The organism is Streptomyces avermitilis MA-4680 = NBRC 14893, assembly GCF_000009765.2.
Taxonomy (GTDB): Bacteria; Actinomycetota; Actinomycetes; order Streptomycetales; family Streptomycetaceae; genus Streptomyces; species Streptomyces avermitilis.
The window spans coordinates 7,755,172-7,775,662 of the sequence record NC_003155.5 but is presented as its reverse complement, the minus strand read 5'-3'; the positions used below and the strand labels follow the sequence as shown (position 1 = coordinate 7,775,662).

The following is a 20,491-nucleotide window of genomic DNA, read 5'->3' as shown; positions in this document are numbered from 1 at the left end:
TCCGTGGAGTCCCTCCGCGCCGGACCCGGTGAAGCCGCCTGCCGGCGTCGCGCCCGTGCGACTGGAGCTCTCCCCCGGGAGCCGTGTCCTCTTCCACGCGCTCACGGCGGCCTCAAAGCCCCAGCCGCGCCAGCGCCTTCCCCCCGTCCAGCTCGCACGAGCCCTCGCCCGCAGCCGTCCAGGCCGCCGCGCACAGCGCCCGCAGCCCGTCCATGGCCTCTCCCTCGCCCGCGAGCTCCAGCCGTTCACTTCCGGCTGTCGCGGTCCAGCCACCGCAGCGAAACCCGTCGCCGGCCTCGACGACCTCCGGCTGCCCGGTCAGCAGTCCGCGCAGGTCCGCGTCGACATACGTCGGCCGGTGCCGCGGCGGCGCCGCCAGGAGCTGGGCGCCGTCGGTCACGCCGGTCAGGACGAGCAGCGAGTCCACCTCGCCGTTGAACGCGCCCTCGATGTCCGTGTCCAGCCGGTCCCCGACCACCAGCGGCCGCTCGGCGCCGGTGCGCAGAATCGTCTCGCGGTGCATCGGGGGCAGCGGCTTGCCCGCCACCTGCGGCTCGGCGCCGGTCGCTATCCGTACGACCTCCACCGCCGCCCCGTTGCCCGGAGCGATCCCACGCGCACTCGGAATCGTCAGATCGGTGTTGGACGCGAACCACGGCACCCCGCGCGCGATGGCGTAGGACGCCTCCGCGAAACGTCCCCAGGGCAGCTCGGGACCGCCGTAGCCCTGTACGACGGCCGCCGGGTCGTCCTCGGCCGAATCGACCGGCTCCAGCCCGCGCTCCCGCAGCGCCACCCGCAGTCCCTCGCCACCGATCACCAGCACACGCGCGCCCGCGGGCACCTGCTCGCTGATCAGCCGGGCGACGGCCTGCGCCGACGTGATGACGTCGGAGGGCCCGGTCGGTATCCCCAGTTCCGTGAGGTGATCGGCCACGGCGTCGGGCGTCCGCAGCGCGTTGTTCGTAACGTATGCGAGGTGCATCCCGCCCGCGCGGGCCGTGCCGAGCGACTCAACGGCATGAGCGATCGCGTTTCCCCCCGCGTACACCACCCCGTCGAGGTCGAGCAGCGCCGTGTCGTACGCCTCACTCAGGGCCTGCGTACTGCCCTCGGGCCGCGTCCTGACGGTCTGGCTCATTGCACATCGCTCCTCGTTCGATCCCTTTCCCCTGATCATCGCGCATGCCACCGACACACCGACACACTTAGGATGCCTCAATGAACTATGCAGGTCCCGCGGAGGAAACCCCGGCGCGCAGTGGCCTCGACCTGACACCGTTCCGGGGCCTGCGCTACGACCCCGACCGGGTCGGCAGCCTGGCCGCCGTGACATCGCCGCCGTACGACGTCGTCGTCCGGCCGGACGGGCTGCTCCACCTCGAATCGGCGGACCCGTACAACATCGTCCGGCTGATCCTCCCCCAGGCCGTCACGCCCACCGCCCGCAACGAACAGGCGGCGGACACCCTGGAGCACTGGCTCACCAAGGGCGTCCTCACCACCGACAGCGAGCCGGGTCTGTACGTCTACGAACAAAGCGACGGCAGCATGCTGCAACGCGGCATCATCGGCGCCCTGCGCCTGTCGGAGCCGTCGGACGGCGTGGTCCTCCCCCACGAGGACGTCATGCCGCACGTCATCGCGGACCGCGCGGCCCTGATGCGCGCGACCTCCGCCAACCTCGAACCCCTGCTGCTGACCTACCGCGGCAACGGCTCCGAGGCCGGCACGACGGCCGTCATCGAACGTACCGTCGAGAGCACTCCGCTGCTCTCGACGACCACGGAGGACGGTTTCAGCCATCGGCTGTGGGCGGTGACGGACCCCGCCGAGCTGGCCGAGATCCAGACCGATCTGGGCAGCCACCAGGCACTCATCGCCGATGGCCACCACCGCTGGGCGACGTATCTGCGTCTACGCGCGGAGCACCCTTCGCCGAGCCCCTGGGACTACGGGCTCGTCCTGCTGGTCGACACGGCCCGCTATCCGCTGCGCGTACGCGCCATCCACCGTCTGCTGCACCGGCTGCCGGTGGCGGACGCCCTGGCCGCTCTCACGGGCCTGTTCCGCGTCCGCCGCCTCGACCTGCCGCTCGCGGACGCCCTGGCCGCGCTGGCCGACTCCGCCTGCGCGGGCAACGCCTTCCTCCTCGCGGGTGATGGCGCCTTCCATCTGGTTGACCACCCGTCCCCGGACCTCCTGGCGCGTACGATCCCGGCGGACCACCCGGAAGCCTGGCGCACTCTCGACGCGACGGTCCTGCACGCCACGCTCCTGGACCACGTCTGGAACATCCCCGAGGACTCCCCCACGGACATCGCCTACATCCACGACACGGCCGCCACGGTCGAGAAGGCGGAGCGCGACGGCGGTACGGCCGTGCTGTTGCACCCGGTCCGCGAGGAGGTCGTACGGGACCTCGCCCGCCAGGGCGTGACGATGCCCCGCAAGTCGACGTCGTTCGGCCCGAAACCCGCGTCGGGGCTGGTGCTGCGCGCGCTGACGGTCTGAGAACCGCCCCTCAAACACGAAGGGCGGGCCTCCTTCCGGAGTCCCGCCCAATCATGAGATGACGTCAGCTCTTGTCGCCGTCGCCGTCGTTGTTGTCGTTGTTGTCGCTCTTGTCGTCACCGTGTCCGTCGCCGTCTTCAACGCCGGCTTCTACGACCTCGCGTACGACGTCGACCTGCTCCTCGTCCACGTCCGCGTCCGCGTCGCCCTCGGCGGCTGCCACTGGGGCCTCGGTCTCGCCCCGCGTGCCCTCGTCGCTCTCCTCGTCCTCGACGAGCGCGTCGACGAACTCGACACCGTCCATCTCGGCAAGGCGGTCCGAGGCGTCCGTGCTGCCGTCCTTGTCGGACTCGGCGGCCTTGGCGAACCACTCGCGCGCCTCGCTCTCGCGGCCCGCGGCGAGGAGCGCGTCGGCGTACGCGTACCGCAGTCGCGCGGTCCAGGGCTGCACCGAGTTGGAGGCCAGCTCGGGGCTCTGCAGCGTCACGATGGCGGCATCGAGCTGCCCCATGTCACGACGCGCTCCGGCGGCGACGAGCCGCATCTCGACCTGATCGGCCTTGTCGAGCTTGTGCACCTCGGGCGCACCGGCCATCTCCAGCGCCTTCTCGGGCCGGCCGAGACCGCGCTCGCAGTCCGCCATGACGGGCCACAGCTCGACGCCGCCGGTCATACGGCGGGCCGCACGGAACTCGCCGAGGGCCTCGCTGTACTTCTGGTTCGCGTACGCGGCGAAGCCGGCCGCCTCGCGCACGGCGGCGACGCGGGACGCCAGCCTCAGGGCCACCTTGGAGTACCCGTAGGCGCTCTCCGGGTCCTCGTCGATGAGCCGCGCGACCATCACCAGGTTCCTGGCGACGTCCTCGGCAAGCCCCTTGGGCAGGCTCAGCAGCTCCTGCCGTACGTCCTTGTCGATCTCCTCGCCCGTGACGTCGTCCGGGATCGGCAGCCGCTTGATCGGCTCACGGTCGCGGTCCCGCTCGTCGCGGAACCGGCCGCCACCGCGCCGGTCGTCGCCCTGCCGGTCGTCCCGGCCCCGGAAGCCGCCGGGGCGGCCGCCACGGTCATCACTACGCGGGCCACGCGAACCGCGGTCATCACGCCCACGGAAGCCCCCACGATCGCCGCCACGGTCATCACGCCGGTCATCACGCCGGAACCCACCACGGTCTCCGCCACGGTCGCCGCCGCGGTCATCACGCCGGTCATCACGACGGAACCCACCACGGTCACCACCGCGATCGCCACCGCGGTTGTCGTCGCGACGGAAGCCACCACGGTCTCCGCCACGGTCGTCACCGCGGTCATCGCGACGGAAGCCACCACGGTCGCCGCCACGGTCGTCACGCCGGTCATCGCGGCGGAAGCCGCCACGATCGCCACGGTCGTCGCCACGACGATCGTCACGGCGGAAGCCGCCACGGTCGTCATCGCGACGGAAGGCCGGACGGTCACCGTCGCGACGGAATCCACGGTCCCGGTCGCCACCACCACGGTTGTCGTCGCGACGGAAGCCACCACGGTCTCCGCCTCGGTCGCCACCGCGGTCGTCACGCCGGTCATCGCGCCGGTCGTCCCGGCCCCGGAAGCCGCCGGGTCGGCCGCCACGGTCATCCCCACGACGGTCATCGCGACGGGCGAAGCCGCCACGGTCGCCATCACGTCGGTCATCGCGACGGAAGCCACCACGGTCGTCATCGCGACGGACCGCGGGGCGATCACCGTCGCGGCGGAACCCACGATCACGGTCGCGGTCGTCGCGGCGCGGTCCAGCAGCGCGGTCGTCGCGACGCGGTCCAGCAGCGCGGTCGTCGCGACGCGGTCCAGCACCCCGGTCATCGCGGCGCGGTCCGGCGGCGCGGTCGTCGCGGCGGAACGCCGGGCGTCCACCACGGTCGCGGTCGTCCCCTCCGCGGAAGCCGCCGCCACCACGGTTGTCGTCGCGACGGAAGCCACCACGGTCTCCGCCACGGTCGCCACCGCGGTCGTCACGCCGGTCATCGCGCCGGTCGTCCCGGCCCCGGAAGCCGCCGGGTCGGCCGCCGCGGTCATCCCCACGACGGTCATCGCGGCGATCGTCACGGCGGAAACCACCCCGGTCTCCGCCGCGGTCACTACCGCGATCTCCGCCCCGGTCACCATCACGGCGGTCGTCACGCCGGCCGTAACCACCGCGGTCGCCGGAGCCAGCGCGGTCGTTGTCCCGGCGCGGGCCCCCGCGGTAGCCGCCGCGGTCACCACTGTCCCGGCGGCGCTCGTCGCGCTCCGGTCGCTCATCGGGAGAGTTGGTGGACATGGTGACTCCTGTCTTCGGTACCGCAAGTCATTCTCGCGCAGCCGAGTACCCGGCGCGCTTTGGGAAAACAAAAAAAGGACCTTTGGTCCCAGCGAGTCGCTGGGACCAAAGGTCCTCCAAAGATTGTTCGGCGACGTCCTACTCTCCCACAGGGTCCCCCCTGCAGTACCATCGGCGCTGTAAGGCTTAGCTTCCGGGTTCGGAATGTAACCGGGCGTTTCCCTCACGCTATGATCACCGAAACCCTTTCAGACACCTCGTATATGTACGAGGCCATGAACAGGGCAGCGAACAAGCACACTTTTCAATTAAGTAAGTGGAACTGTTCAGCCAGCACAACCGTTCGTTGTCTGGGAACTACACAGTGGACGCGAGCAACTGAGGACAAGCCCTCGGCCTATTAGTACCAGTCACCTCCAGCGGTTACCCGCCTTCCAGATCTGGCCTATCAACCCAGTCGTCTACTGGGAGCCTTACCCTCTCAAGGAGGTGGGAATACTCATCTCGAAGCAGGCTTCCCGCTTAGATGCTTTCAGCGGTTATCCCTCCCGAACGTAGCCAACCAGCCATGCCCTTGGCAGGACAACTGGCACACCAGAGGTTCGTCCGTCCCGGTCCTCTCGTACTAGGGACAGCCCTTCTCAATATTCCTGCGCGCGCAGCGGATAGGGACCGAACTGTCTCACGACGTTCTAAACCCAGCTCGCGTACCGCTTTAATGGGCGAACAGCCCAACCCTTGGGACCGACTCCAGCCCCAGGATGCGACGAGCCGACATCGAGGTGCCAAACCATCCCGTCGATATGGACTCTTGGGGAAGATCAGCCTGTTATCCCCGGGGTACCTTTTATCCGTTGAGCGACGGCGCTTCCACAAGCCACCGCCGGATCACTAGTCCCGACTTTCGTCCCTGCTCGACCCGTCGGTCTCACAGTCAAGCTCCCTTGTGCACTTACACTCAACACCTGATTGCCAACCAGGCTGAGGGAACCTTTGGGCGCCTCCGTTACTCTTTAGGAGGCAACCGCCCCAGTTAAACTACCCATCAGACACTGTCCCTGATCCGGATCACGGACCCAGGTTAGACATCCAGCACGACCAGACTGGTATTTCAACGACGACTCCACCCACACTGGCGTGCGGGCTTCAAAGTCTCCCAGCTATCCTACACAAGCCGAACCGAACACCAATATCAAACTGTAGTAAAGGTCCCGGGGTCTTTCCGTCCTGCTGCGCGAAACGAGCATCTTTACTCGTAGTGCAATTTCACCGGGCCTATGGTTGAGACAGTCGAGAAGTCGTTACGCCATTCGTGCAGGTCGGAACTTACCCGACAAGGAATTTCGCTACCTTAGGATGGTTATAGTTACCACCGCCGTTTACTGGCGCTTAAGTTCTCAGCTTCGCCAAACCGAAGTTTGACTAACCGGTCCCCTTAACGTTCCAGCACCGGGCAGGCGTCAGTCCGTATACATCGCCTTACGGCTTCGCACGGACCTGTGTTTTTAGTAAACAGTCGCTTCTCGCTGGTCTCTGCGGCCACCCCCAGCTCACCAAGTAAATTGGATCACCAGTGATGGCCCCCCTTCTCCCGAAGTTACGGGGGCATTTTGCCGAGTTCCTTAACCATAGTTCACCCGAACGCCTCGGTATTCTCTACCTGACCACCTGAGTCGGTTTAGGGTACGGGCCGCCATGAAACTCGCTAGAGGCTTTTCTCGACAGCATAGGATCATCCACTTCACCACAATCGGCTCGGCATCAGGTCTCAGCCTTAATGCGCGACGGATTTACCTATCGCACGGCCTACACCCTTACCCCGGGACAACCACCGCCCGGGATGGACTACCTTCCTGCGTCACCCCATCACTCACCTACTACCACCTTGGGTCAGCGGCTCCACCACTCCCCTTTGCCCGAAGGCTCCAGGGCGGCTTCACGGCCTTAGCATTAATGGGCTCGATGTTTGACGCTTCACAGCGGGTACCGGAATATCAACCGGTTATCCATCGACTACGCCTGTCGGCCTCGCCTTAGGTCCCGACTTACCCTGGGCAGATCAGCTTGACCCAGGAACCCTTAGTCAATCGGCGCACACGTTTCTCACGTGTGTATCGCTACTCATGCCTGCATTCTCACTCGTGAACCGTCCACCACTGCCTTCCGGCGCGGCTTCACCCGGCACACGACGCTCCCCTACCCATCACAGCACCCGTTGGGGCTATACGCTGCAATGACACGACTTCGGCGGTACGCTTGAGCCCCGCTACATTGTCGGCGCGGAATCACTAGACCAGTGAGCTATTACGCACTCTTTCAAGGGTGGCTGCTTCTAAGCCAACCTCCTGGTTGTCTGTGCGACTCCACATCCTTTCCCACTTAGCGTACGCTTAGGGGCCTTAGTCGATGCTCTGGGCTGTTTCCCTCTCGACCATGGAGCTTATCCCCCACAGTCTCACTGCCGCGCTCTCACTTACCGGCATTCGGAGTTTGGCTAAGGTCAGTAACCCGGTAGGGCCCATCGCCTATCCAGTGCTCTACCTCCGGCAAGAAACACACGACGCTGCACCTAAATGCATTTCGGGGAGAACCAGCTATCACGGAGTTTGATTGGCCTTTCACCCCTAACCACAGGTCATCCCCCAGGTTTTCAACCCTGGTGGGTTCGGTCCTCCACGAAGTCTTACCTCCGCTTCAACCTGCCCATGGCTAGATCACTCCGCTTCGGGTCTTGAGCGCGCTACTAAATCGCCCTATTCGGACTCGCTTTCGCTACGGCTTCCCCACACGGGTTAACCTCGCAACACACCGCAAACTCGCAGGCTCATTCTTCAAAAGGCACGCAGTCACGACGTTGCATGCAAGCATGCAACGCGACGCTCCCACGGCTTGTAGGCACACGGTTTCAGGTACTATTTCACTCCGCTCCCGCGGTACTTTTCACCATTCCCTCACGGTACTATCCGCTATCGGTCACCAGGGAATATTTAGGCTTAGCGGGTGGTCCCGCCAGATTCACACGGGATTTCTCGGGCCCCGTGCTACTTGGGTGTCTCTCAAACGAGCCGCTGATGTTTCGACTACGGGGGTCTTACCCTCTACGCCGGACCTTTCGCATGTCCTTCGCCTACATCAACGGTTTCTGACTCGTCTCACGGCCGGCAGACCGTAAAAGAGAGATCCCACAACCCCGTATACGCAACCCCTGCCGGGTCTCACACGCATACGGTTTGGCCTCATCCAGTTTCGCTCGCCACTACTCCCGGAATCACGGTTGTTTTCTCTTCCTGCGGGTACTGAGATGTTTCACTTCCCCGCGTTCCCTCCACATACCCTATGTGTTCAGGTATGGGTGACAGCCCATGACGACTGCCGGGTTTCCCCATTCGGAAACCCCCGGATCAAAGCCTGGTTGACGGCTCCCCGGGGACTATCGTGGCCTCCCACGTCCTTCATCGGTTCCTGGTGCCAAGGCATCCACCGTGCGCCCTTAAAAACTTGGCCACAGATGCTCGCGTCCACTGTGCAGTTCTCAAACAACGACCAACCACCCGTCACAACCCGCCGAAGCAGATCTTTACCGGGGCCGGCACTGAAGGCAGCCATGATCGGCCGTACCCTCAGACACCCAACAGCGTGCCCGACACCCTCGCCCTCCCATGTTCGCTTTCCACGCCGAAGCAGTACTTGCCAACCTGAGCAGGTCGAGTGTGCCGAATAATCAACGTTCCACCCTTGAGCAACCAGCATCAGACAGTCGCTGATGTACTGGCCTCTGAACCGGGCAAGCCCGGCTTAGAAGTGCTCCTTAGAAAGGAGGTGATCCAGCCGCACCTTCCGGTACGGCTACCTTGTTACGACTTCGTCCCAATCGCCAGTCCCACCTTCGACAGCTCCCTCCCACAAGGGGTTGGGCCACCGGCTTCGGGTGTTACCGACTTTCGTGACGTGACGGGCGGTGTGTACAAGGCCCGGGAACGTATTCACCGCAGCAATGCTGATCTGCGATTACTAGCAACTCCAACTTCATGGGGTCGAGTTGCAGACCCCAATCCGAACTGAGACCGACTTTTTGAGATTCGCTCCACCTTGCGGTATCGCAGCTCATTGTATCGGCCATTGTAGCACGTGTGCAGCCCAAGACATAAGGGGCATGATGACTTGACGTCGTCCCCACCTTCCTCCGAGTTGACCCCGGCGGTCTCCTGTGAGTCCCCATCACCCCGAAGGGCATGCTGGCAACACAGAACAAGGGTTGCGCTCGTTGCGGGACTTAACCCAACATCTCACGACACGAGCTGACGACAGCCATGCACCACCTGTACACCGACCACAAGGGGGGCACTATCTCTAATGCTTTCCGGTGTATGTCAAGCCTTGGTAAGGTTCTTCGCGTTGCGTCGAATTAAGCCACATGCTCCGCTGCTTGTGCGGGCCCCCGTCAATTCCTTTGAGTTTTAGCCTTGCGGCCGTACTCCCCAGGCGGGGAACTTAATGCGTTAGCTGCGGCACCGACGACGTGGAATGTCGCCAACACCTAGTTCCCACCGTTTACGGCGTGGACTACCAGGGTATCTAATCCTGTTCGCTCCCCACGCTTTCGCTCCTCAGCGTCAGTAATGGCCCAGAGATCCGCCTTCGCCACCGGTGTTCCTCCTGATATCTGCGCATTTCACCGCTACACCAGGAATTCCGATCTCCCCTACCACACTCTAGCTAGCCCGTATCGAATGCAGACCCGGGGTTAAGCCCCGGGCTTTCACACCCGACGTGACAAGCCGCCTACGAGCTCTTTACGCCCAATAATTCCGGACAACGCTTGCGCCCTACGTATTACCGCGGCTGCTGGCACGTAGTTAGCCGGCGCTTCTTCTGCAGGTACCGTCACTTTCGCTTCTTCCCTGCTGAAAGAGGTTTACAACCCGAAGGCCGTCATCCCTCACGCGGCGTCGCTGCATCAGGCTTTCGCCCATTGTGCAATATTCCCCACTGCTGCCTCCCGTAGGAGTCTGGGCCGTGTCTCAGTCCCAGTGTGGCCGGTCGCCCTCTCAGGCCGGCTACCCGTCGTCGCCTTGGTGAGCCACTACCTCACCAACAAGCTGATAGGCCGCGGGCTCATCCTGCACCGCCGGAGCTTTTAACCCTCACAGATGCCTGCGAGAGTATTATCCGGTATTAGACCCCGTTTCCAGGGCTTGTCCCAGAGTGCAGGGCAGATTGCCCACGTGTTACTCACCCGTTCGCCACTAATCCACCCCGAAGGGCTTCATCGTTCGACTTGCATGTGTTAAGCACGCCGCCAGCGTTCGTCCTGAGCCAGGATCAAACTCTCCGTGAATGTTTTCCCGTAATCGGGACGACACCACGAGAGCGGAACAGCCGGGCGGAATAAGCCCAGCCGTTCACAGCGTCCTCGCTGTGCGCCTACCGAACAACGTCGGCAGGACTTTTTCAAAGGAACCTCGTCCCAGCCGATCGGCCGGAGACGGGGTATCAACATATCTGGCGTTGATTTTTGGCACGCTGTTGAGTTCTCAAGGAACGGACGCTTCCTTTGTACTCACCCGAGAGACTCTCTCAGGCTTTCCTCCGGGCGCTTCCCTTCGGTCTTGCGTTTCCGACTCTATCAGACCGTTTTCCGATCCGATTTCCTCGGTGCTTTCCAGGTTTCCGCTTTCGCGTTTCCCTTTCCGGCGATTCCGACTCTATCAGACTCTTTCGTGTCCGATTCCCTGTCGGGGGGTTTTGCCTTGGGTCTGGGACTTTCCGTCCCGTGCCTTTCGACATTCACTACGCTAGCCGATTCCCGCTGCAACTCATAATCGAGTTCCGCAAGCTCGAATTCAGGCATGCAGGCACGCCGAATTGGCCCCCGCTGAGGGGAGTCGTAGGTAGTGGGTTGGCCGCTCCCGGCTGCTGGCTGAACGCAGTACCCGGTTCAAGCGGCTCGGACTACATTACGGAGCCCCCAGGGACGCGTCAAGTTCGTCGGCGTCGGGGCGTATGGGCCCGATAGGGGCTCACCGTGGGGTCGTTGTCGATCCAGAAGCGCCACGGGTGGACCCCTCCGTCACCGGACACTCCGGTGCGCGGACCGTTGCGCACCTGGTCGGGGGGCACGGGCGTGCCCGACAGCAGGGTCAGCGGCCCGCCCTCCGGGGCGCATGCGTCGGTGCCGTCGAGTGCGCGGTCCACCTCCAGCGCCGTGGCCAGACGTGCCGGTCCTTTGGCCAGTTCCTTGTCGTTGCGGGCCGAGAGTCGACGTGTGCGCGCGAGCTCCGCGCCCTCGATGATCTCGCCGGCCCGCAGCAGGACCGCGCTCGCTCGGCCCTCCGGACCGCACACCAGGTTCATGCAGTGCCACATGCCGTAGGTGAAGTAGACGTACACATGGCCGGGCGGACCGAACATCACGCCGTTGCGGGCCGTGCGGCCGCGATATGCGTGGGAGCCGGGATCGCTCGGGCCGTCGTATGCCTCGACCTCGGTTACGCGCAGTTCGATCGGACCGTCCGGGGTCGTGCGGACGAGGACGCGTCCGAGGAGGTCCGGGGCGACGTCAAGGACGGGTCGGGCGAAGAACTCCCGGGTGAGGGGCGTACGGTCAGGGGCCGCGATCATGGCGTACGAGCGTAGTCCACTCAGGTGTGTGCCATCGGGGTGGCCAGGAGGCGTTCCCCTTGGAAGGGTGAGGGCGCGGAACCGGCCGTCGCCGGATCGCGTTGATAGAGATCAAGGAATAGTCGTCGTCATACACGGGACCCGACGGGGGTCCGGGCGCGGACACGGAACAGGCATTGCCTGGGAGGGTGGAGACATGGGGTTCAAGCGGCTGCTTGCGAGCCTGGGGGCCGGTGGGGCTTCGGTCGAGACGGTACTGACCGAGGTCAACGTCGTTCCGGGCGGTGTGGTCCAGGGTGAGGTACGGATCCAGGGCGGGTCCGTGAACCAGGCGATCGAGGGGCTGAGCGTCGGCCTCCAGGCCAAGGTCGAGGTCGAGGGCCACGACGACCAGGAGTACAAGCAGGACATCGAGTTCGCCAAGCTGAGCCTCGGTGGTGCCTTCGAGCTCCAGGCCGGAGCGGTGCACGCGGTGCCGTTCGGGCTCGAGATCCCGTGGGAGACGCCGATCACGATGATCGACGGGCAGGCCCTGCGCGGCATGAACATCGGTGTGACGACCGAGCTGGAGATCGCGCGCGCCGTGGACTCCGGTGACCTGGACCCGGTCAACGTGCACCCGCTGCCGGCGCAGAAGGCGATTCTGGACGCCTTCGTCCAGCTGGGCTTCCGCTTCAAGAACGCGGACATGGAGCGCGGCCACATCCGGGGGACCCGCCAGCGGCTGCCGTTCTACCAGGAGATCGAGTTCTTCCCGCCGTCGCAGTACCGCGGTCTCAACCAGGTCGAGCTGAGCTTCGTCGCGGACGACCGGGAGATGGACGTGATCCTGGAGATGGACAAGAAGCCGGGTCTGTTCAGCGAGGGCAGCGACTCGTACCGCTCCTTCCAGGTCGGTCTCAACGACTTCCAGGGCACCGACTGGACCGCGTATCTCCACCAGTGGCTGTCGGAGGTCGGCAGCAAGCGCAGCTGGTTCTAGGCTCGGGACCGAGAGATTCCGTCTTTCCGGCTTTCCGGAAACCCATCAGGAGGTACCGAGGTGACCGAGCTCAAGAGGCCGCCGCTCCCCCACGACTTCCATCCGCCCGTGCCGTCCTTCACGGTCACGAGTGAGGATGTCGAGCCGGGTGCGACGCTCAAGGACGCTCAGGTCTACGCGGCGGGGAACACCTCGCCGCAGCTGCGCTGGGAAGGCTTCCCGCCGGAGACCAAGAGCTTCGCCGTGACCTGCTACGACCCGGACGCACCCACGGGGAGCGGGTTCTGGCACTGGGTCGCGTTCGACATCCCGGCCTCGGTGACCGAGCTGCCCACGGGTGCGGGGAGCGGCAAGTTCGAGGGCCTGCCCGACAGCGCGATCCAGGTGCGCAACGACTACGGGTCGAAGGACTTCGGTGGTGCCGCGCCGCCGCCCGGGGACGGGCCGCACCGGTACGTGTTCACGGTCTACGCCGTGGACCAGGAGAAGCTCGGTCCGGACGCGGACGCATCGCCCGCCGTGGTGGGCTTCAACCTGCGGTTCCACGCGTTGGCGCGCGCCCAGCTCATCGGTGAGTACGAGGTTCCCGCTGAAGACTGACGTTCATTGAACGTTTGCCCGTCTCTGGTCTTGGAAGTGATCAGAGGCGGGCAGTTTTTATTGCGTTGTCCATCTCGGCGCGCCCGGCCAGAGTTGATCCAAGCCCGCCAGGGGGTGGGCCGGTGCACACGGGAGGTGGGCTGGATGCGGGACACGCTGGTGCTGAACGCGAGCTTTGAGCCGCTGTCGACGGTGACGTTGAACCGAGCCGTCATTCTGGTGCTGCAGGACAAGGCCGTCGTCGAGCAGGCCCACCCCGAACTCCGTATGCGCGGAGCCGCGCTGGACATACCGGTGCCCCGGGTGATCAGGCTCTGCCGCTATGTCCGGGTGCCTTTCCGAAGACAAGCGCCATGGTCGAGGCGAGGTGTCCTGGTACGGGACAGGCACAGGTGCGCGTACTGCGGCAGGCGTGCGACGACCGTGGACCACGTGGTGCCGAGGGCGCAGGGGGGCCAGGACTCCTGGCTGAACACGGTGGCGTCGTGCGCGGAGGACAATCACCGCAAGGCGGCCCGTACGCCGGAGCAGGCGGGGATGCCGCTGCTGCGGCAGCCGTTCGAGCCGACACCGGCGGACGCGATGCTGCTGGCGCTGGGGCAGGACGACTTCGAGTCGCTGCCGGAGTGGCTGGCACAGCCGGCCGCCTAGACGCTCCCCCAGTGAGCCGGAAGACCGTGGGCGGTTCGTGAGCCGCGGGGAGATCCTGGCCGGTCGCGCGGTTCCCCGCGCCCCTTTTCGGGGCGCGGGTTTTGCGTCAGTCCGTGATCGGCGGCTTCTCGCGGCGCTCCGAGCCGGAGCCGCCTGAGTTCCCGCTGCCCGAACCGCCGCCCATCGGGCCGAAGTTGCCCATGGCGCCGCTCAGCCCCTTGAGGGCGTCGCCGATCTCACTGGGCACGATCCAGAGCTTGTTGGCGTCGCCCTCGGCGATCTTGGGGAGCATCTGGAGGTACTGGTAGGCGAGGAGCTTCTGGTCCGCGTCGCCGGCGTGGATGGACTCGAAGACCGTACGGATCGCCTGCGCTTCGCCCTCGGCGCGCAGGGCCGCGGCCTTGGCCTCACCTTCGGCGCGCAGGATCTGGGACTGCTTCTCACCTTCGGCGGTGAGGATGGCGGCCTGGCGCGTGCCCTCGGCGGTGAGGATCGCGGCGCGCTTGTCACGGTCGGCGCGCATCTGCTTCTCCATCGAGTCCTGGATGGAGGTCGGCGGCTCGATCGCCTTGAGCTCGACGCGGTTGACGCGGATGCCCCACTTGCCGGTGGCCTCGTCGAGGACACCGCGCAGGGCCGCGTTGATCTCCTCGCGGGAGGTGAGGGTGCGCTCCAGGTCCATGCCGCCGATGATGTTGCGGAGCGTGGTGACGGTGAGCTGCTCGATGGCCTGGATGTAGCTGGCGACCTCGTACGTGGCCGCACGCGCGTCGGTCACCTGGTAATAGATGACGGTGTCGATGTTCACGACCAGGTTGTCCTGGGTGATCACCGGCTGCGGGGGGAACGGAACGACCTGTTCACGCAGGTCGATGCGGTTGCGGATCGAGTCGATGAACGGAACCACGATGTTCAGGCCCGCGTTGAGTGTCCGCGTGTAGCGGCCGAAGCGCTCGACGATGGCCGCGCTCGCTTGCGGGATGACCTGGATGGTCTTGATCAGGGCGATGAAGACCAACACCACCAGAATGATCAGGACGATGATGATCGGTTCCATCGTTGCTCCCCGTACCCTTCTCCGCCTCGGTTTTCCGGAAGATCTTATGCTTGTTGAAGATCTTGCTGGACGAGTCTGACAGACCGTCGGCTGTCCCGTGGGGCGTTCGGTTCACTTGCGTCTTACGAGGTCATATGACGATCGCCGTGGCCCCTTCGATGTCCACGACGTCCACTTCCTGGCCTACCTCGTAGGCGCGTCCGGAGTCGAGGGATCGCGCGGACCAGACTTCCCCGGCGAGCTTGATCCGGCCGCCCGCGCCGTCGACCCGTTCCAGTACGACGGCCTGCTTGCCCTTCAACGCGTCTATACCCGTGGCGAGTTGGGGCCGCTGGGCCCGGTGCCGGGCCGCGATGGGGCGTACGACGGCGAGAAGGGCGACCGAGACGACGGCGAAGACGAGGACCTGGAGGACGACGCCGCCGCCGACACCCGCCGTGACCGCGGCGGCGGCTGCTCCCAGCGCGAGCATGCCGAACTCCGGCATGGCGGTCACCACGAGCGGAATTCCCAGCGCGACCGCGCCGACGAGCCACCACACCCATGCCTCGATGTCGTTCACATGGTCATGGTAGGTCCGCGGGTCCTGCCTCGGACAGGGCGCCGATCCGGTCGAAGTGGCCGGCCGGTGATTCTCGCGAGTGCCGGTGCCCGGTCAGGACAGGGGCAGGCCCTGGGCGGTCCAGCGGTCGCCGATCTGTTCCACGACGAGTGGGAGGCCGAAGCAGAGGGACAGGTTGCGTGAGGTGAGTTCGAGCTCCAGCGGGCCGGCGGCGAGCACCTTGCCCTGGCGGATCATCAGCACGTGCGTGAAGCCCGGCGCGATCTCCTCGACGTGGTGCGTGACCATGATCATCGAAGGGGCGACCGGGTCGCGGGCGAGGCGGCCGAGGCGGCGTACGAGGTCCTCACGGCCGCCGAGGTCGAGGCCGGCGGCGGGCTCGTCGAGGAGCAGCAGCTCGGGGTCGGTCATCAGGGCGCGGGCGATGAGGGTGCGCTTGCGCTCGCCCTCGGAGAGCGTGCCGAACCTGCGGTCCAGGTAGTCGCTCATGCCGAGGCGGTCGAGGAAGGCGCGGGCGCGCTGCTCGTCGATGTCCTCGTACTCCTCCTGCCAGCCGGCCGTCATGCCGTACGCGGCGGTGAGCACGGTCTGGAGGACGGTCTGGCGCTTGGGGAGCTTCTCGGCCATGGCGATGCCCGCCACGCCGATGCGCGGGCGCAGTTCGAAGACGTCGACCTGGCCGAGGGTCTCGCCGAGGATGGTGGCGGTGCCGCTGCTGGGGAACAGGTAGCTGGAAGCGAGGTTCAGGAGGGTCGTCTTCCCGGCGCCGTTGGGGCCGAGGATGACCCAGCGCTCGCCCTCCTTGACCGACCAGGAGACCTGGTCCACCAGAGCCCGGCCCTCGCGGACCACGGATACGTCCTCCAGCTCCAGAACATCGCTCATGAGCGCGTTGTCTCCCATTGCAGTGTCGACCAGTCTCGGCAGTCGCGTACGCCTGTGGGCGCAGCCCCCGAAGAAATCTACGCCACCGGTCGGGCGGTCCCATCCATCGGTCGGTCCTTAGGGTGGAGGCATGCTCTCGGAACCACGCTCAGGACGGCTGGCCGCATGGGGAAATGCCCTTTTGGCCGGATTTGTTTCACCGGACGACGCCGTGCTCGCCATCGTCGGGGAGGACGCGGTGCACCGGGTCGAGGGGCTGCCCGGTGAGTCCGGGCCCGTCGGCCTCACGCTCGCCCTTGGCCGGATGCGCGCGCTGGGGGTGACCGGGCTGCGGGTCGCCCTGCCCGCGCCGGGGCATCCGCTCGGGCTGAGCGGGCCGCCGGAATTCAATGCGCGGGCGCTGGACGCCGAGGAGGCCGCGATCTGTTTCGGGGCCGCGCTCGGGCTGGTCCCCGAGGTGTACGAGGCCGGGCCCGACGGCGATGTGCATGTGGAGGTCGTGTGGCACTGCCTTGCCGTGCGGGAGGCGCCGCCCGCCGATGTGCCTTCCCTCGGGGAGGCCGAGCGGGAGCTGGCGGAGGCGCTGCGCGAGGCCACCGAGGTGTTGTCGCGGCTCGATGTGGCGGGCTCCGGGCCGGTGGCGGAGGCGGCCGTCGACGCGTATCGGGCCCGGGCCGAGCGGGGGCGCGAGGTGCTGGCGCCGGGGTATCCGCCGCGTGCGGTTCGCGTGTTGGAGCTGGCCCAGCGGGTGGGGCTGCTGATTTCGGTGGCGTACGAGAACGGGCACGGCGGGGCGGTGAGCGCGTCGGAGATCGCGGCGAGGTCGCTGGCGCTCAGGCCGGTCGAGCGAACTGCCCGTCGGGCGCAGGTGGCCGCCTACAACGCGTTTGTGGAGGAGCGGGAGCGGGGGGTGCGGTGACCGTCGGCCTTCTGGTGGCCGGTGTGGGTGCGGGCGTCCCTGGGGGCTGCCGCACCCGGGGCCCCGCGATCGGCCTGCGCTGACGCCCTGGTTGACGGCGGCCGGTTCAGGGCGCCGTTGCTGTCGACGCCGCCGCCCGCGACGCCCGCCGGACAGCCTTCTTGGCGACGGTCTCCCCGCCTCGCCCCCGGACGCCTGACCGGCCCCCCAGGAGCGCCTGGGAGGCCGGTGGTCACGAGGGTTCCGGAGCGGAATCTCAGTGGTTGACTCCCAGGTTCCCGAAGGCCGGGTTCAGGGCGCCGATGACGTTCACGGTGTTGCCGACCGCGTTCACGGGGATGTGGACCGGGGCCTGGACCACGTTGCCCGAGCCGACACCCGGGGAGCCCACGGCCTTGCCGCCCGCCCACGCGCCGTCGGTGGCCGAGGCCATACCGGCGCCCGCGGCGACAAGCCCACCGGCGACCATCGTGACAGCGGCTACCTTCTTCAGGTTCTTCACTTCTGAGCCCTCCCTGGCGATCACTGCGGCAGGCGCCGCAGCACGCACTGGAGAACGGCCGGGAGCCGCCGAGGATGCGCCGTCCGGGGGACATACACACGACGGTATGAATCTCAGACTGGAGTGGATCCGTCCGTATTACTGTCGGTCGGCAGTATCAGCGTCGGCCGGTCGCCCGGGCGGGCGCCGGAGCACCCCTGGGGTGGAGCACCGTTCTCGTGCCGCGGTCAGCCCGCCGCTCCATGGCGTACGGCCCACAGTGCGGCCTGGGTGCGGTCGGCGAGGTCCAGTTTCATCAGGATGTTCGAGACGTGTGTCTTGACGGTCTTCTCGGAGAGTACGAGCGCGCGTGCGATCTCCCTGTTGGAGCGGCCGTCCGCGATCAGGCCGAGCACCTCGCGCTCCCGCTCGGTGAGTGAACCTCCCCTGCCCTGGCCCGAGTTGGCCTCCTCCTGGGACAGGAGCGCGCCCGCGACCTCGGGCTGGAGCAGGATGTGTCCGGCGTGCACGGAGCGGATGGCGCCGGCGAGGGCGTCGGGGTCCACGTCCTTGTACACGTACCCGGCGGCGCCCGCGCGCAGGGCCGGGACCACCGTGCGCTGCTCGGTGAAGCTGGTGACGATCAGCACGCGTGCGGGGTTGGCGAGTTCGCGGAGTCTGCGCAGCGCGTCGATGCCGTCCATGCCCGGCATCTTGACGTCCATGAGGACGACGTCGGGCTTCAACTCCTCGGCGCGGGCGACCCCTTCGGCGCCGTCGGACGCCTCTCCCACCACCTCGATGTCGTCCTGCACTTCGAGGAAGGTGCGCAGGCCGCGGCGGACCACCTGGTGGTCGTCGACGAGCAGCACCTTGATTGCATCAGCCACCAGGGACCTCCATATCGATCGTGGTGCCCTTGCCGGGCGCCGAATCCACGGTCAGTGTGCCGCCGACCCCGCTCGTCCGGTCCCGCATGGAGACCAGCCCGAGGTGGCGTCCCGCACGGCGGGTCGAGGCGGGGTCGAAGCCGCTGCCGTCGTCCGTGACGCGCAGGACGACGCCCGGTCCGCGCTTCACGAGGGTCACGTCGACACGCGACCCTCCCGAGTGGCGCAGGGCGTTGTGCAGGGCCTCCTGGGCGACGCGCAGCATGGCCTCCTCCTGGGCGGCGGGCAGCGCGCGCACACCGCGGCTGTCGAAGGTCACGCGCGCGGTGTGGGCTCGGTCGAGGACCTGTATGTGGGTGCGCAGGGTGGCGACCAGACCGTCCTCGTCGAGGGCCGCGGGACGCAACTCGACGACGGCGGCGCGCAGTTCGTCGGCGGCCTCGGCGGCGAGCGCGGCCACCTGCTGGAGTTCGCCCTTCGCGCGCGAGGGGTCGCGGTCGACGAGGGCGGCGGCGGCCTGCGCGGTGAGGCGCAGCGAGAAGAGCTTCTGGCTGACGGCGTCGTGCAGTTCGTGGGCGAGCCGGGAGCGCTCCTCGGCGATGGTGAGTTCGCGGCTGCGCTCGTAGAGGCGGGCGTTGGTGAGGGCGATCGCCGCGTGCTGGGCGAGGATCGTCAGGAGTTCCTCGTCCTCAGGGGTGAAGCCGCAGCCGCCCTCCGGTTTGGGGCACCTCTTGTTGGCGAGGAACAGCGCGCCGATGATCTCGTCGCCGTCACGGATCGGCAGGCCCAGGAAGTCGGACATGTCGGGGTGGGCCGCGGGCCAGCCCTCGAAGCGGGGGTCCTCGCGCACGTCGGCGAGGCGCTCGGGCTTCGCCTCGTGCAGCATCGCGGCGAGGATGCCGTGCTGGCGTGGGAGCGGGCCGATGGCCTTCCACTGGGCGTCGCTGACGCCGTCGACGACGAACTGGGCGAAGCCTCCGTGGTCGTCGGGGACCCCGAGCGCCGCGTACTCGGCGTCGAGCAGCTCGCGGGCCGAGGCGACGATCGTCTTGAGGACGTCGCGCACCTCGAGATGCCTGCTCATGGCCAGCAGCGCGGAACTCACCGCGGACAGGCCGGACCGGGGTCCATGACTCATGACCTCACCGTACCGGCGAGGTGTGACAGGGCGTATCCGACCTGTGGCGGTCCCGGCCCGGGCCGGTGGGCCTAGGCCGAAGGGCCCTGGTTCTTTGCGGCTCGCGCACGAGGCGGCGGGGTCGGCCCGGTTCCTAGGTTGAGGACAGCCGCCCGGAGCGGCGGTGGTGGAACGAGGGGACGGTTGTCATGCCGGTAGCGATCATCACGGGGGCTTCGAAGGGGCTGGGGCGGGCACTCGGCGCGGCCCTGGCGGAGCGCGGCTGGGATCTGGTGCTCGACGCCAGAACCGGTGAGGTGCTGGAGGAGACGGCGGCGGCCCTGTCCGCGTACGGAACGCGGGTGCGGGCGCTGCCCGGGGACGTCACGGATGCCGGGCACCGGGCCGGGCTGGTGACGGCGGCCCGGGAACTGGGCGGGCTCGACCTCCTGGTGAACAACGCGAGCGCTCTGGGTGCCGAGCCGCTCGTACGACTGGAAGCGCTGACGCTGGAGGGGCTGCGGCACGCCCTGGAGGTCAACGTGGTCGCCGCGCTGGGCCTGATCCAGGAGGCGCTGCCGCTACTGCGGGCGTCGCGGGCGGGCACGGTGATCGACATCAGCTCGGACGCGGCGGCCGAGGCGTACGAGACGTGGGGTGGCTACGGGGCGTCCAAGGCGGCGCTCGACCATCTGTCGGCGGTGCTCGGCGAGGAGGAGCCCGGGTTGCGGGTGTGGGCCGTGGACCCCGGGGACATGGGCACGGACCTGTACACGGCGGCCGTACCGGACGACGACGATCCGCGCCCGGCTCCGGCGAGTGTGGTGCCCGCCTTCATCGGACTGCTGGACGAGCGCCCGGCGAGCGGCCGCTACGGCGCGTCGGCGCTGTCGGCGCTGCCGGCGGGGCGATGACG

The 20,491-nt window shown here is 67.0% G+C and carries 16 protein-coding genes and 3 rRNA genes; 6 read left to right on the top strand and 13 right to left on the bottom strand.

Features of this window, described 5'->3' with window-relative positions:
* Nucleotides 1-112: 112 nt before the first annotated feature.
* Nucleotides 113-1,141, bottom strand: a complete 1,029-nt coding sequence (locus tag SAVERM_RS33375) for an HAD hydrolase-like protein (RefSeq protein WP_010987890.1) — start codon at nt 1,139-1,141, stop codon at nt 113-115.
* A gap of 80 nt (nt 1,142-1,221) precedes the next feature.
* Here SAVERM_RS33375 and SAVERM_RS33370 point away from each other — a divergent pair, with 80 nt between their 5' ends.
* Nucleotides 1,222-2,514 (top strand): DUF1015 domain-containing protein, encoded by a 1,293-nt coding sequence (locus tag SAVERM_RS33370; RefSeq protein WP_010987889.1) that lies wholly within the window; start codon nt 1,222-1,224, stop codon nt 2,512-2,514.
* Between the two features lie 64 nt (nt 2,515-2,578).
* Here SAVERM_RS33370 and SAVERM_RS33365 read toward each other — a convergent pair whose 3' ends face one another.
* The 6 genes from SAVERM_RS33365 to SAVERM_RS33335 form a co-directional block, all read right to left on the bottom strand.
* Complete coding sequence (locus SAVERM_RS33365) at nt 2,579-3,472, bottom strand: hypothetical protein (RefSeq protein WP_370628378.1); 894 nt, start codon at nt 3,470-3,472, stop codon at nt 2,579-2,581.
* The gene (locus tag SAVERM_RS43135) at nt 3,400-4,791 is read right to left on the bottom strand and encodes a hypothetical protein (protein ID WP_010987887.1); all 1,392 of its coding nucleotides are present in this window, start codon (nt 4,789-4,791) and stop codon (nt 3,400-3,402) included. The genes SAVERM_RS33365 and SAVERM_RS43135 overlap by 73 nt, the downstream gene beginning before the upstream one ends.
* A 144-nt stretch (nt 4,792-4,935) precedes the next feature.
* Nucleotides 4,936-5,052: ribosomal RNA gene (rrf, locus tag SAVERM_RS33355) — 5S ribosomal RNA — on the bottom strand.
* A gap of 138 nt (nt 5,053-5,190) precedes the next feature.
* A 23S ribosomal RNA gene (locus tag SAVERM_RS33350) occupies nt 5,191-8,314 on the bottom strand.
* Between the two features lie 308 nt (nt 8,315-8,622).
* A 16S ribosomal RNA gene (locus SAVERM_RS33345) occupies nt 8,623-10,148 on the bottom strand.
* The 16S, 23S and 5S rRNA genes sit together here, the layout of an rRNA operon.
* A 641-nt stretch (nt 10,149-10,789) precedes the next feature.
* Entirely contained in the window at nt 10,790-11,431 is a 642-nt protein-coding gene (locus SAVERM_RS33335; RefSeq protein WP_010987886.1) for a DNA-3-methyladenine glycosylase, read from the bottom strand.
* A 196-nt stretch (nt 11,432-11,627) separates the two neighbouring features.
* On the opposite strand from SAVERM_RS33335, the gene SAVERM_RS33330 reads away from it, so the two are divergent.
* From SAVERM_RS33330 to SAVERM_RS33320, 3 genes are all read left to right on the top strand, one after another.
* Nucleotides 11,628-12,413 (top strand): sporulation protein, encoded by a 786-nt coding sequence (locus SAVERM_RS33330; protein ID WP_010987885.1) that lies wholly within the window; start codon nt 11,628-11,630, stop codon nt 12,411-12,413.
* Nucleotides 12,414-12,473: 60 nt separating this feature from the next.
* A complete protein-coding gene (locus SAVERM_RS33325; RefSeq protein ID WP_010987884.1) occupies nt 12,474-13,013 on the top strand; it encodes a YbhB/YbcL family Raf kinase inhibitor-like protein in 540 nt (179 codons plus the stop codon).
* A gap of 144 nt (nt 13,014-13,157) precedes the next feature.
* Nucleotides 13,158-13,664, top strand: coding sequence for an HNH endonuclease (locus SAVERM_RS33320; protein ID WP_010987883.1), 507 nt, complete (start codon nt 13,158-13,160; stop codon nt 13,662-13,664).
* Between the two features lie 106 nt (nt 13,665-13,770).
* Here SAVERM_RS33320 and SAVERM_RS33315 read toward each other — a convergent pair whose 3' ends face one another.
* From SAVERM_RS33315 to SAVERM_RS33305, 3 genes are all read right to left on the bottom strand, one after another.
* Nucleotides 13,771-14,721 (bottom strand): SPFH domain-containing protein, encoded by a 951-nt coding sequence (locus tag SAVERM_RS33315; protein WP_010987882.1) that lies wholly within the window; start codon nt 14,719-14,721, stop codon nt 13,771-13,773.
* 130 nt (nt 14,722-14,851) lie between these two features.
* Nucleotides 14,852-15,283, bottom strand: a complete 432-nt coding sequence (locus tag SAVERM_RS33310) for an NfeD family protein (protein ID WP_010987881.1) — start codon at nt 15,281-15,283, stop codon at nt 14,852-14,854.
* Nucleotides 15,284-15,376: 93 nt separating this feature from the next.
* Nucleotides 15,377-16,168, bottom strand: a complete 792-nt coding sequence (locus SAVERM_RS33305; protein ID WP_010987880.1) for an ABC transporter ATP-binding protein — start codon at nt 16,166-16,168, stop codon at nt 15,377-15,379.
* A gap of 130 nt (nt 16,169-16,298) precedes the next feature.
* On the opposite strand from SAVERM_RS33305, the gene SAVERM_RS33300 reads away from it, so the two are divergent.
* The gene (locus tag SAVERM_RS33300) at nt 16,299-17,087 is read left to right on the top strand and encodes a hypothetical protein (protein ID WP_010987879.1); all 789 of its coding nucleotides are present in this window, start codon (nt 16,299-16,301) and stop codon (nt 17,085-17,087) included.
* A gap of 256 nt (nt 17,088-17,343) precedes the next feature.
* Here SAVERM_RS33300 and chpE read toward each other — a convergent pair whose 3' ends face one another.
* From chpE to SAVERM_RS33285, 3 genes are all read right to left on the bottom strand, one after another.
* A complete protein-coding gene (gene chpE, locus SAVERM_RS33295) occupies nt 17,344-17,589 on the bottom strand; it encodes a chaplin ChpE (RefSeq protein WP_010987878.1) in 246 nt (81 codons plus the stop codon).
* A 227-nt stretch (nt 17,590-17,816) separates the two neighbouring features.
* Nucleotides 17,817-18,458, bottom strand: coding sequence for a response regulator (locus tag SAVERM_RS33290; protein ID WP_010987877.1), 642 nt, complete (start codon nt 18,456-18,458; stop codon nt 17,817-17,819).
* Nucleotides 18,451-19,596: a GAF domain-containing sensor histidine kinase gene (locus SAVERM_RS33285; protein ID WP_010987876.1), complete on the bottom strand. Its 1,146-nt coding sequence runs from the start codon at nt 19,594-19,596 to the stop codon at nt 18,451-18,453. The genes SAVERM_RS33290 and SAVERM_RS33285 overlap by 8 nt, the downstream gene beginning before the upstream one ends.
* 188 nt (nt 19,597-19,784) lie before the next feature.
* Between SAVERM_RS33285 and SAVERM_RS33280 the strand changes: the two genes are divergently transcribed.
* On the top strand, nt 19,785-20,489 hold the full coding sequence (locus SAVERM_RS33280; RefSeq protein WP_010987875.1) for an SDR family NAD(P)-dependent oxidoreductase: 705 nt from the start codon (nt 19,785-19,787) through the stop codon (nt 20,487-20,489).
* Nucleotides 20,490-20,491 lie beyond the last annotated feature (2 nt).

Coding starts and splice junctions, on each gene's coding strand:
- SAVERM_RS33375 (WP_010987890.1), bottom strand. CDS start 1,141: ATGAGCCAGACCGTCAGGACGCGGCCCGAGGGCAGTACGCAGGCCCTG.
- SAVERM_RS33370 (WP_010987889.1), top strand. CDS start 1,222: ATGAACTATGCAGGTCCCGCGGAGGAAACCCCGGCGCGCAGTGGCCTC.
- SAVERM_RS43135 (WP_010987887.1), bottom strand. CDS start 4,791: ATGAGCGACCGGAGCGCGACGAGCGCCGCCGGGACAGTGGTGACCGCG.
- SAVERM_RS33335 (WP_010987886.1), bottom strand. CDS start 11,431: ATGATCGCGGCCCCTGACCGTACGCCCCTCACCCGGGAGTTCTTCGCC.
- SAVERM_RS33330 (WP_010987885.1), top strand. CDS start 11,628: ATGGGGTTCAAGCGGCTGCTTGCGAGCCTGGGGGCCGGTGGGGCTTCG.
- SAVERM_RS33320 (WP_010987883.1), top strand. CDS start 13,158: ATGCGGGACACGCTGGTGCTGAACGCGAGCTTTGAGCCGCTGTCGACG.
- SAVERM_RS33315 (WP_010987882.1), bottom strand. CDS start 14,721: ATGGAACCGATCATCATCGTCCTGATCATTCTGGTGGTGTTGGTCTTC.
- SAVERM_RS33305 (WP_010987880.1), bottom strand. CDS start 16,168: ATGAGCGATGTTCTGGAGCTGGAGGACGTATCCGTGGTCCGCGAGGGC.
- SAVERM_RS33300 (WP_010987879.1), top strand. CDS start 16,299: ATGCTCTCGGAACCACGCTCAGGACGGCTGGCCGCATGGGGAAATGCC.
- SAVERM_RS33285 (WP_010987876.1), bottom strand. CDS start 19,596: ATGAGTCATGGACCCCGGTCCGGCCTGTCCGCGGTGAGTTCCGCGCTG.
- SAVERM_RS33280 (WP_010987875.1), top strand. CDS start 19,785: ATGCCGGTAGCGATCATCACGGGGGCTTCGAAGGGGCTGGGGCGGGCA.